Raw genomic sequence first — 11731 nt, forward strand, 5'->3', positions numbered from 1 at the left:
TTCAGAACTCCCGAGGAAGCGAGCGAAATACAAAGCCGCGATCATGCAAAGCTGGAATTATGCTAGATAACGCCATGATAGTCTGGTGGCGCAGACTGTGGTCAGCTCCTTGCTGCATTTCACTGGAGGGACAACCGTCGTGCAAGAGCACGATTGACCCCGGCCGGACAGACTGCAGCACATCATTAACAATGGCGTCGGCCCCGGGAAGAGACCAGTCTCGCGGATCTACCGACCAGTGCACGGCAGTGAGTTCCGCATTCGCCGAAGCCTTGAGCACTTCTTCGGTCCAGATGCCGTAAGGAGCTCGGATGTGCCGCACCACCGCCTGAGGCGACGCCATTTTTATGGCTCTGTTTGTCTCGAGTATCTGACGTTGCACCTCGTCGGGTTCGCAGTCAGACAGGTCTGGATGCGTCATTGTGTGGTTGGCGACTTCATGCCCCTCTGCAATCATTCGCTGGATCAATTTCGATTGATCGGCCAGGAACTCGCCGATGACGAAGAATGTTGCCGGCACCCGGTGTTCAGCCAGAATATCGAGAATCTCCGGTGTACAAAATGGATGCGGACCGTCGTCGAACGTCAAATAAACGCTGTGACGACCAGTGCCGTCATCGCGCTCACCGTGCACTTCGCACGAGCAATCGAGGTGCGTCATTGCTCTCGTCCTTTCCGGTAAATTATCCTGGTGGCCATTCGGAGACCGGCCGCCCAAAGGTAGGATGATGACGCCGCGCGTGGACGCAGGTCGAAACGCGCGTGTGGCAGCGTGTAGCGTACGCCGTTTCCCAAAATAGCGGTCACCAGACCGCCTCGTTTGAATCTGTCAATACGCGGCTCGTTGCGGACTGTACCGAGTGCGAATGTAAATTCCCTCGACATGGTCGGAGTTGCGATTCCTTTTCCGCAACGGTTCCCAACGCACGTAAATCGCATGCAAAGGCCTCATAATCTTTGCCGATTTGCCAAAACGATCGATCTTGCGATCAAAGTGACGATTGGTCGCGAACCCCGACCTATCGACGATTGCAAGATGATGCAATGGGCTGATCGAACGCTTATGCTAGCATTACATTCCAAAGCCACACATTTGACCCCTCTACACCACTGGCGCGCCATCGACGACTTGATTTCCGTCAAGATGCTCGTCTAATGGATCATGCCATTCAATTCGTAAAATCGATTGTTTGGATGATACCCATCCACGCCATAGATAAAATTCGAGCCACAGTTCCTGCTAACGGACCGAGCCTGTTGTCGTGGCTGACGCCGGATTTCCGTCGTCGCTCCCTTGACGAACTTATCATGGCTCGGCATTGGCGGCTTTCTAACCTACTCTGGGTAAAGCTCCGGAGCAGATTGAAACCTTCCGGAAGCCTGAAAGCGCCGGATAGAATTGATCGGCTATGGCTGTCAAACGACTCGAGGAACTAGTCCCACTTGCCGAATTGAAGAACGGACCCCATCGGTTTGCGTTTCGTTAGATCCGAGCACTGGCCCCAATCTTCCGCAGACGGTCGGAGCGTCGCTTTTGGCTAAGCCGATAACTGTCGCCCGGATGGTGACCACCGTCGAGAGGTGAAAGCAGGCGGTCCAATAATGCTGTGACGACCACGCGACTATGGATCGAGCTGTTGTCGTAGCGCGGAACACATTTGGAAAACAAACGGGCGCGATGGGCCTCCAAGTGGAGGTAACCGAGCTCGTCTGAATCAACAACCTGGGCCGCGGCACGATCATCGACTGCTTGTCCAGCGAGCCGCAGTTGTGAGACTCGCCAGCATCGCCGCCACGGTGGCAGCCGTGACGCAATGGTGGCCACACTTATCCATCAAGCGGATGGAGATTATCCAAACAATCGATTTTACGGATTCCCCAGGATGCTCCAGAAGACGCATGAAATAGAGATCAGGTAGCGGGAAAGGACGGGAATTGGCTAGATCGGCGCCACCCTCGATGAATCGGCGAAGCGCGCCAACATGAGCCGTACCGCAACGTAAGCTCCGGCCTCTCGCTCCGAGCCAAGTGCGATGCCGATGGGTTGGATCGGGTGCGAGATAAACGACTGAACGATGACGGAGGGCTATGCGGCGGCTTCAATGCCCGGACTGAAAAGGCGTATGGCGCCGCAACTTCCAGTCTGGCGTAAAATGGTAAATCTGTGCGACGAAGGGTCATGCATAAAATTGGCGGGAATCACGAGCGTTGATGCAGGTCCGGGAATTGATATGCAAAATTTCAGCAGGATTTAAGCCGATGCGCTTTTCCAGAACAAGGCAACGAACATGCTCGCTGGCGACCTGAAGAGGGATCGGTATGTTGTTTCTCGACGGCGGACTGGTTTCGGTGATTGTCTCTGGTCGCTGGCGGCAGCTTGGCGCTATGCACAGCGAACGGGGCGGACGCTGGCCATCGATTGGCGTGGCTCCTGCTATCTCAATCAACCCTTCACGAACGCTTTTACGGTGTTCTTCGAGCCGATTCAAGATATTGCTGGCGTACGGGTTATTTGCGATGACCAGATCAACCAGTTCTCATTTCCGGGACCGTTCTTCCCATCATGGTGGAACAAGCCCTCAATCGAGAGCGTTTACCGCCCCGATGAGCAAATTTTCCGGGAACGTGACGAACTGACCGAGCTTCTTCAAGCCCAGGACGATACTGATGCCAACACGGTAGTCTGTGATGCCTGTTTAATGTGGCGGTGCGACCAAGCTGCCGAACGCCAGATATTTCAGAGCCTCAACCTTAGACCTGAAATTCAGGCTCGTATTCACGCCATCTATCAGGAGCACTTCAAGGGGCGCAGTATCATCGGTGTGCACGTACGGCATGGCAATGGCGAAGATATAATGGACCATACGCCCTACTGGGCCGATCCGGAGTTGGCCTTACGCCAGGTGTGCACTGCCATCGAGAAGGCCAAAGCGCTACCGCATCGACGCCCTGTGATGGTTTTCTTGTGTACGGACAGCGCGCAGGTACGGGACCATTTACTCGGTGTGTTCCCCGATCTAATCACTATCCCGAAATGCTTCCAGGCGGCCCAGGCCGGGCCATTACACAGTGCATCGCTGGGAGTGGACGGTGGTATCTCTGCTCTTACAGAGATGTACCTTCTCGCCCGATGCGATACGGTAATTCGCTTTCCGCCGACCAGCGCCTTTACGCGCTATGCCCGTCTCTTCGTGCCACGTGTTATTGAGTTCGACTTGAAAAATCCGACTCGCTTGATCTTGACTGATGAATCGTCCGAGCATGAGCCGGCTTGATGAACCGGCACTCCGCTGAACAAATTCTCGGCGCCCTCGCAGGATTGAGGAGAGGTGTTCACTGGATCGCGATGTGGGCGCAGCACCCGACGAGACAAGGCCGGGGCGCATCTTCTCCTAGCGTCTCGCGCGTCCAAAGGCTTGCCGGATCATTGTTGTGAAGGGTAGCTATTGGGCGCCTTCGGTGAATGGAAACGGCACCGTGCGCTCGACCCGCACCATTGGCATAGCAAGCTCGCACGTCGGCGATTCCGATGGGATGAGGACGTTCGCGCGCCACAGCCTCGTCGGCGCCTTAGCCGACGCCCTGCCTGATGCGAGGGCGTTCGTCGGGCTTGGTCGACAGATCGCCATCAAGCTGATTTCGTGCTCTATGCGGTCGTGGGCGTGGCCGGTGCCGTTCTTTATTCCCGCATCCCGACACGTCTGGCAAACCGCGCGACCACAGAAGCCGCCGCCGCGCTAGGTCCTTAGCGCCCATCGTCCTTGCAACTCGCAACTCACTCAGCCTCGACGCATTCGCAGGCGTGATAACGCCGGCTGCGAAAGACAGAAGATGCACTGTTGTAGTCTCCGGCTCCCGCCGCTGCTTGCATGACGGCTTGCGCCAGTCGTTGACAAAACTCAATTGGCCAGCCAGCATTTCCGTTGCCCGGCCATTTGTAATGATTAAGTCTGAGGTGGTGCCATGCCTCGCATGATCAGGTTCATACTCACGCGTTTGGCGACGGGGTTCGCAATTGGATCCGCCGTGGGCTTCTTCGTTTGGCAAAATGGATTTGCCGCGGCAGGCACGCTTGAGAATTATCTCGCGAAGGGCCTGTTCATCTACCTCTTCGCAAGCACCATCAGCATGGGTTATCTCGCGACGGCCCCTCGAAGAATAGCGCCGGACGCTCTCCGTCGCATGTTGGTGCTCGTTGCGCCCGTTCGTCTGCACTTCCCTATTAAGCCCGCCAGTCCGACGGTATCCGCATGTGTCGTCAGCGCCACCGTTGATGCGGACAAGGCCTGAAGCAAGCGATGAAGACAGTCGAGATCACAAAAACAATCCGTCCTGGTGCTTTTTTGCGCCTGGCCATAACGGAGCAAGCGATCGCCATATTGACGGTTGTCGAATTCCGGCGCGGTTATCGCCCTGCCCCGAGGTCAGCACGCCTTCCGCAGCAGATCGACGCTGTCAACCACGACGACCCTGCCTCTGACTTCGACCCCTGCAGGACCGAGGGCAGCGAAAGCCCGCGAAAGGGCTTCGGGCGCAACCCCGAGTTTGCCGGCCAGAATTCTTTTCCGGTAAGGCAGGCGAAAGGTGGCCTGCGATGCTGAGGCCGGGCAGCGGCTGACGAGGTAATTCGCAACACGCTGTGCAGCCGTGTGCAGCCGGTCTCCCGCTATGCAATCCATGGCACCGAGCAGATGCCGGGCCATGATGCGCATGACGTTGCGACGCATGACGGGGTCCCGGTCGGCAAGCGCCCGCAACTCCACAAGGTCGAACAACGCGACCTCTGCGCCGTCGGCGGACCATGCGCTGTAGGTGTAGGAGCCGCCTGCCGACAGGAGATATTCACCGAACGTCTCACCCGGTTCGCAGATGCAGATATCTGCCTGGCGCCCCGCGGATTCCGACTTCGAAAGTCGCACGAAGCCGCGCATCACGCAATAGACGAACGACGCCTGCTGGCCCTCGGCGATGATCCGCTCGTCCGGTGCGAAGATCTGGAACTGAGCCGTGTCGGCCAGTTCTTCTATCCTTGCTTTGTCCAGGCCGTGAAACAGGTCAGATCGCAAAAGTATGGGATGTCTCGATAGCATCGATCTTCCTTTCGTTTCGGCCGTGAGCGGTTCAAGGTCTTTTGCAATCGGTTTCGTCCTCGACGAGGATTCGCCAAGCTGCTCCTTCAAGGTCCTCGTACTGGCGGCTCGTCAGCGACCAGAGGAACGCCAGGAGACCCATTCCCCCCATCAGCAGTGCGATCGGCATCAGATAGATCAGCATGTTCATGCGGTTTCAACTTCCGCACGTCCGCCGGCAAGCGGCTCGCTCCGTAGGCCGAAGGCATTTAATCGCAGCGCATTCGTCACGACGATGATCGACGAAGTCGACATGGCCACCGCCGCTATCAGCGGCGTTGCCAGGCCGGCGATTGCGATCGGTACCGCAAGCACGTTGTAACCGATGGCGAGAGCAAAGTTCTGGCGAATGAGGCTGGCGGATCTTCGTGCAACGGCGATTGCCTCAGGAACGGCATCGAGACGATCGTTGAAGAAGATAAGGTCGGCGGCTTGCCTGCCGACGTCGGATGCGGTTGCAGGCGCCATCGAGACCTGCGCGGCGGCCAGCGCCGGTGCGTCGTTGATCCCGTCGCCGACCATGAGCACGCGATAGCCCTCGGCGCCCAGCCTCTGGAGTTCCTCGACCTTCTGTTTCGGCCCCAGGTCGCCCAGAGCTTTGCCGATACCGAGAGCCCGCGCTGTGTTGTCGACGACGGCCTGCCTGTCGCCGGATACTATCAACGTTTCGATACCGGCTGCAGCGAGCTGGCGGAAAGTCTCCGCGGCGCCCGGACGAAGCGTGTCGTCAAACAGGAAACGGGCGAGATCGACGCCGTTTTTCGACAGGACCACCTCCGAAAACGGAGTATCGCCCGCGGGCGTGAGCCCGGTTCCGCAGGCAAAGGCCCGGTTGCCGAGCCGATAGAAGTCCGCTCCTTGCCAGGCTTCCAGCCCCCCGCCGGCGATTTCCGTGACCCTGTCGAAGGCGAAGGGGTAAGAGATGTCTATGTCCCGCACCAGACCCTGGGAAAGCGGATGCCGTGAATGCGCCGCCATTGCGCAAACGATGGCTCTATTGCCCGCGATCGAGTCGATTCGGACGAGGCGGGGCCGGCCCATCGTCAGGGTGCCGGTCTTGTCGAAGGCCACGATGTCCGCGTCGGCCAGTCTTTCGAGCGCCGAACCGTCCTTCACCACGATGCCCCTGCGGAAAAGTTCGCCGGCGGCGACCACCTGGACCACCGGTACAGCAAGGCCCAATGCGCAGGGGCATGTGATGATCAGCACCGCGACCGCGACCAGCATGGCCTGTTTCCAATCGCCCCCAAGCAAGCCCCAGGCGAGAAAGGAGGCCAGCGCCAACAGGTGCACGGCGGGAGAATAAAGTGCTGCGGCGCGATCGGCGACCCGGCGATAACGAGCCCTGCCGCCCTCGGCCGCTTCCATCAGGCCGATGATCTCGGAAAGAAGCGAATCCCTTGCCACTTTGGTCGCCCGCAGGACGAGCGAACCGGTCAGGTTCATCGCACCCGAATTCAGCGCGCTGCCTGCGGCGACGGCGACCGTGCTGCTTTCACCGGTGACGATGGAGAGGTCAACATCGCTCTCGCCGCTGACGATCATGCCATCGACGGGAATGCGTTGGCCGGCGGCAATCGCGATGTTATCCCCGACGGCGATCTCTTCGACCGGGATGTAGTGCCGCGACCCGTCCGGCATCATCAGCTGCGCCCCGCGCGGCGCCAGTCTGGCAAGCCCGTTGATCGCGGCGCGGGCTTTTTCCCGCATCACATGATCGAGGGTTCTGCCGATCAGCAGGAAGAACAGCAGAGACACCGACGCGTCGAACCAGGCATGTTCGCCATGGTGCATGGTTTCCCATAGGGAGACCGCATAGGACAGCGTCACTGCAAGCGAGATCGGAACATCCATGTTGGTGCGCCTACGCTTGAGCCCGCTCCAGGCCGATTTGAAGAAGAAGCGTCCACCATAAACCAGCGCCGGCGCCGCGATCATCGCCGAGATCCAGTGAAACATGTCGCGCGTGGCCGCATCGGCGCCCGACCATACCGACACCGAGAGCATCATGATGTTGGCGGCCGCAAAGCCGGAAACTCCAATCGCCAGCAGTAGCTGGTTCCGGATCCTGTCGGTTTCGGGTGCTGTCGACGTGATGAGATGGGCGCGGTATCCGGCCAAGGTGATCGCGGCGAGGATTTCGGAGGGATCGGTCGCCTTCGCCTCGATCTCTTCCTGATAGACGCAGGTGACACGCCGGGCGGTGAGATTGACCCGGGCTTTCCTGACGAACGCAAGCGCCGACAGCGCTTTTTCGAGGGTCAATATGCAGCCGCCACAGTGGACGTCGGGTACGCTGAGGTCGATCTGGCGTAACCCTGCCCCGAGCGGGTGGCTTGCAAGGCATACCTCCTCGGCGCTGGCGGATGTCGCGCTGAGGCCGAGAACGCTTTCCGCATCCATCGAGCAGCAGGTCATTGGCGGAACTCCGCGGTGTCGAAGCGTTTGGCCTCATGCATGACGACCGCCCCGTTCATTCTCGATATGGCCTCGACGATCCAGTCGCCGGCGACAACCTGGTGATCGGCTTCGAACCGCCCTTCGCCCGTCTTCCGGAGCGTCACGCGGAAATCCTCATGATCGCCGACGGGCCGTTTGAAGTTCAGCGTGACATCATCGATGATCGCAGGCGTGCCGGCCTTGTCGTGGATGTCGTAACGGATTTGGATGCCCTTAACGACGAGCGCGCCCTCGACGCCGGAGGCGGCCATTGCCTTCATCGCTGCCGCCCTGGTGTTGAATTCCTGGCTGGCCACATAGGTGTTTTCCACGACGATGCCACTCCAGCTGGACGCAGCATAGAAGGCCATGGTGGCGTTTACGGCGATCACTACGGCGAAGAATGCCGAGGTGGCAAGCAGCACGTGCAAGCCGGTAAAGCCCTGAGTAGAAGTCTTCATTTCACGTCTCCCGGCGCGTTGAACGCGGCGCGATAGCTCGCCCGGTCGGCTTGACCTGCGTCTTGACCTATATCTTCGATGACGAAGAGGAATTCGTTGATCTCTGCCCCGTCTGGGGCGCGCGTGACGAAGACCTTGAGCGTCGTGGCCGCGTCGGGTTCGACGTGAGCGGTGAAGCTGCGGGCATCCTGCCTGCCGAACTCGGGAATGCGCATTGTGCCCCCCTCCAGCCCGACGAGGGTGATGGTCACGTCCCGCGGCTTCGGCACCATGTTGAGGACATGCAGCGTGTAGCCGTTTCGGATGGAGCCGTCGCTTTCCAGAACATATTGAGGGTTCCGGTCGTGGATAACGTTGAGCCTGAGCCGATCGCGTAAGGCGAGATGGACGACCATGGCGACGCCGATCGATGCCCAGACGACACCGTAGAAGACAATTCTTCGGCGGAAGATGATGCGCCAGTCGAAATTCCGGACAGCTGGCATGAAGCTTCCGTCGTCGTTTCGGACATTGGAGGGCTGGATGGCTGTCCGTCCTCCGTCAGTAGCAAGCGACATGTTGCTCGAATATTCCTTGAGCGTCGCATAGGCGATCAGGCCGTGTGGCTTCCCGAGCTTGTCCATGACGCCGCCACAGGCGTCGATGCAGAGGGCGCATGTGATGCATTCCATCTGCTGGCCGTCGCGGATGTCGATCCCCATCGGGCAGACGGCGACGCAGGCATTGCAGTCCACGCAATCGCCCACCGGCAGACCCTGAGCCTTCTTGCCATGGCGCGACCGCTGCTCGCCCCGCCAGTCGTTGTAGGTGACAACAAGCGAATTCTCATCCAGCATCGCGCCCTGAATGCGCGGCCACGGACACATATAGGTGCATGTCTGTTCGCGCATGAGGCCGCCAAGCACATAGGTCGTCGCGGTCAGGGTGGCGATCGTGGCATACGCAGCGGCAGGAGCGCTGCCGTCAAACAGTGAAGCCGCCAGGCTCGGCGCGTCGGCAAAATAGAAGATCCATGCTCCGCCCGTGGCGACGGCGATCAGCAACCAGATCGCGTGCTTGATCACCCGCTTCCTGAGCTTGTCGAAAGTGAAGGGGTCGGCATCGAGCTTCATCCGAGCGTTTCGGTCGCCTTCGACGGCGCGTTCGACGACGATAAAGAGATCGACCCAGACGGTCTGCGGACAGGCATAGCCACACCAGGCGCGGCCGACAGCGGCGGTGAGGAGAAAGAGGCCGAAGCCCGCCATGACGAGCAGGCCCGCCACATAGTAGAATTCCTGCGGCCAGATCTCGATGAAGAAAAAGAAGAAGCGCCGCGAGGCGAGGTCGACGAGGATTGCCTGATTGGGCGCATAGGGACCGCGGTCCCAGCGAATCCACGGCGCGAGGTAATATGTGCCAAGCGTGAGCAGCATCAAGACCCATTTGAACCGGCGAAAGGGCCCTTCGGCTCGTTTCGGAAAGATCTTCTTGCGCGGCGCATAGAGAGACTGGCGGTTGCGCCGGGCGTTGACGGGTTCGACGCGAACGTGGTCAATGTCATTTAGATTAGGGCGGGTATAGAGATTCATAGGACCTGTCCGATTTTCACCACTCTTTTCCCAGCCGTGGCGGATCCGTTCCTTGATGCAGATCAAGAACGACCGTGCAGAAGCGAAAAGGCCACGCCCCAGAGTAAGGGCGTGGCCGGAGGACAGCGGCGGAGAAACCGCTGGGACGTCCTCCACAGGAGCTGAAACTATCGGCTCGTCTGCTTGTGGTCTTTGAGGCAGATCAAACTCACCATCGAATTGCCGATTTTTGCCGGGTCGTCCTGCTCCGAAGACGCAGGCATCTGTTGGGCGCGGGCTGAGACACGCGATCGGATAACAGTACGCGGCGCGCCGTAGAGAGGGAGGATCGGATTGCGGTCGTGGGCTGTCATGTCTTTTCTCCTTACGTGCCGCCGCCGAGCGCATGAACGAAAATAGTAAGCTCGTTTACCGTTGTGTCCCCCAGGCGCGCTGCCCAGGCAGGCATTACGCCATGTTTGGGAGAGGCAACCTGACGAAGGATGGCGTCTTCACCCCGCGACTTCAGCCAGATTGCGTCGGCGAGATCCGGCGCACCCATTTCCACCTTTCCTTTGGCGTCCTCGCCGTGACATGGGGCGCAATTGTCGAAGAAAACCTGTTTTCCGGCCGCCGCCAGACCGACATCCGAGGGCGTATTGGTCAGCCCCCAGACAAAGGCGGCGACCTGCTTCATCTGGATGGGCTCCAGAACACCGGCAAAGGGCGGCATTTCGGAGGAATGGCTATCCGTATCGCCGTCGAAGCGGATGCCATGAGAGATCGTGGCCTGGATGGCATTCAGATCCCCGCCCCACAGCCAGTCGTCGTCGTTGAGATTCGGAAACCCCGGACCGCCGCTCGCTCCCGATCCATGGCAGGGCGCGCAGTTCACCTTGAAAGCGGATGCGCCGCCAGCGATCGCGAATTTACGAAGAGCAGGATCCGCGTCGATCTCCTCCACTGTCTTGGCAGCGATCAGGTCATGGAACTCCGTCTGCGATGACTTAGCGAGATTGAGGTCCTGCTGCAGCTCGGCGCGCGTTGAATAACCGAGATAGCCGTTAGTGGCGGAAGTGATCATCGGGATGGCCGGGTAAGCGATGGCGTAGCCGATCGCCCAGAGGATCGTCACGTAGAAGGTCCAGATCCACCAGCGCGGCATGGGATTGTTGAGCTCTTGGATGCCGTCCCATTCATGACCCGTCGTTTCGACGCCGCTCAGTTCATCGATATGCTTTTGCGACATCTCAATCGTCCTTCAAGGGAATATCGGCGGCATCTTTGGCCGTCTGCTTGCTACCTGGGCGAAGGGTGAGCATGACCGCGCCGACGAAGAATGCGGCCATTGCCAGGAGGCCCCAGCTGTCGGAGAAGTGTCTCATTGCAGTGTAAGTTTCCATGGATCACCTCACCGGTAGCCGGTCGCGTCGTCATAGGTCGAGAAATTAACCAGCGTTCCGAGCATCTGCAGGTAGGACACCAGCGCGTCCATCTCGGTCAGCCGGGTTGGATCGCCGTCGAGATCGCCGACATTCGCATTTGGGTAGCGCTTGAGTAGAGCCGCCGTGTCCGCGTTCGGATCGGCCTGGGCTCTCATGTCGGCCTCGGCATTCGCCAGCATGTCGTCGCTGTAAGGCACGCCCACGTCCTCATTGGCCTTGAGGTCCTCTCCGATACTCCTGACCGTCACCTCCTTCTCTTCGAGGAAGGCGTAGCTCGGCATGATTGATTCCGGCACCACGGCCCGCGGATTTGCGAGATGCTGGACGTGCCATTCGTTCGAGTAACGCCCCCCGACGCGGGCCAGATCGGGCCCTGTCCGCTTGGATCCCCATTGGAACGGGTGGTCGTACATCGATTCCGCGGCGAGCGAATAATGGCCGTAACGTTCGACCTCATCACGGAACGGCCGGATCATCTGGCTGTGGCAGAGATAGCAGCCTTCACGGATGTAGATGTTCCGTCCGGCGAGCTCTAGCGGCGTGTAGGGCCGCATGCCTTCCACTTTTTCGATCGTGTTCTGCAGGTAGAACAGCGGTGCGATTTCAACGATGCCGCCAATGCTGACGACCAGCAGCGAGCCGACCAGAAGAAGCGTCGCGTTCTTCTCGAGGGTCTTATGTTTATCAAGTAACGATGCCATGTCTCA

11 protein-coding genes and 1 pseudogene are annotated in these 11731 nt (G+C 59.4%); 2 read left to right on the forward strand and 10 right to left on the reverse strand.

The features are described from left to right. Nucleotide 1 precedes the first annotated feature (1 nt). Complete coding sequence (nodB, locus tag QMO82_RS04205) at nucleotides 2–661, reverse strand: chitooligosaccharide deacetylase NodB (RefSeq protein ID WP_011053465.1); 660 nt, start codon at nucleotides 659–661, stop codon at nucleotides 2–4. 1627 nt (nucleotides 662–2288) lie between these two features. Between nodB and QMO82_RS04210 the strand changes: the two genes are divergently transcribed. Further along, a complete protein-coding gene (locus QMO82_RS04210) occupies nucleotides 2289–3275 on the forward strand; it encodes a nodulation protein NodZ (protein WP_010025697.1) in 987 nt (328 codons plus the stop codon). A 688-nt stretch (nucleotides 3276–3963) separates the two neighbouring features. Then, a pseudogene (locus QMO82_RS04215) lies at nucleotides 3964–4149 on the forward strand (hypothetical protein); the annotation flags it as partial. 275 nt (nucleotides 4150–4424) lie between these two features. Here QMO82_RS04215 and QMO82_RS04220 read toward each other — a convergent pair. The 9 genes from QMO82_RS04220 to ccoO all read right to left on the reverse strand — a co-directional run bounded on the left by QMO82_RS04220 (nucleotide 4425) and on the right by ccoO (nucleotide 11725). Beyond that, on the reverse strand, nucleotides 4425–5090 hold the full coding sequence (locus tag QMO82_RS04220; RefSeq protein WP_011053469.1) for a Crp/Fnr family transcriptional regulator: 666 nt from the start codon (nucleotides 5088–5090) through the stop codon (nucleotides 4425–4427). Between the two features lie 31 nt (nucleotides 5091–5121). Continuing rightward, nucleotides 5122–5280, reverse strand: coding sequence for a cbb3-type cytochrome oxidase assembly protein CcoS (ccoS, locus tag QMO82_RS04225; protein ID WP_011053470.1), 159 nt, complete (start codon nucleotides 5278–5280; stop codon nucleotides 5122–5124). After that, nucleotides 5277–7547 carry a cation-translocating P-type ATPase gene (locus QMO82_RS04230; protein ID WP_029875590.1) on the reverse strand — a complete coding sequence of 757 codons (2271 nt, stop codon included), beginning with the start codon at nucleotides 7545–7547 and terminating at the stop codon, nucleotides 5277–5279. Before QMO82_RS04230 ends, ccoS begins: the two co-directional genes overlap by 4 nt. Further along, on the reverse strand, nucleotides 7544–8029 hold the full coding sequence (locus QMO82_RS04235; protein ID WP_004674419.1) for a FixH family protein: 486 nt from the start codon (nucleotides 8027–8029) through the stop codon (nucleotides 7544–7546). The genes QMO82_RS04230 and QMO82_RS04235 overlap by 4 nt, the downstream gene beginning before the upstream one ends. After that, nucleotides 8026–9600 (reverse strand): cytochrome c oxidase accessory protein CcoG, encoded by a 1575-nt coding sequence (ccoG, locus tag QMO82_RS04240; protein ID WP_004674417.1) that lies wholly within the window; start codon nucleotides 9598–9600, stop codon nucleotides 8026–8028. The genes QMO82_RS04235 and ccoG overlap by 4 nt, the downstream gene beginning before the upstream one ends. 167 nt (nucleotides 9601–9767) lie before the next feature. Beyond that, complete coding sequence (locus QMO82_RS04245; protein ID WP_029875589.1) at nucleotides 9768–9953, reverse strand: hypothetical protein; 186 nt, start codon at nucleotides 9951–9953, stop codon at nucleotides 9768–9770. Between the two features lie 11 nt (nucleotides 9954–9964). Continuing rightward, on the reverse strand, nucleotides 9965–10828 hold the full coding sequence (gene ccoP, locus QMO82_RS04250; RefSeq protein ID WP_004674413.1) for a cytochrome-c oxidase, cbb3-type subunit III: 864 nt from the start codon (nucleotides 10826–10828) through the stop codon (nucleotides 9965–9967). A gap of 1 nt (nucleotide 10829) precedes the next feature. After that, entirely contained in the window at nucleotides 10830–10982 is a 153-nt protein-coding gene (locus tag QMO82_RS04255; RefSeq protein ID WP_004674411.1) for a cbb3-type cytochrome c oxidase subunit 3, read from the reverse strand. A gap of 8 nt (nucleotides 10983–10990) precedes the next feature. Continuing rightward, complete coding sequence (ccoO, locus tag QMO82_RS04260) at nucleotides 10991–11725, reverse strand: cytochrome-c oxidase, cbb3-type subunit II (RefSeq protein WP_004674404.1); 735 nt, start codon at nucleotides 11723–11725, stop codon at nucleotides 10991–10993. Between the last annotated feature and the right edge of the window lie 6 nt (nucleotides 11726–11731).

Origin of the sequence: Rhizobium sp. BT04 (assembly GCF_030053135.1) — a bacterium.
In the GTDB taxonomy this organism is placed as follows: domain Bacteria; phylum Pseudomonadota; class Alphaproteobacteria; order Rhizobiales; family Rhizobiaceae; genus Rhizobium; species Rhizobium binxianense.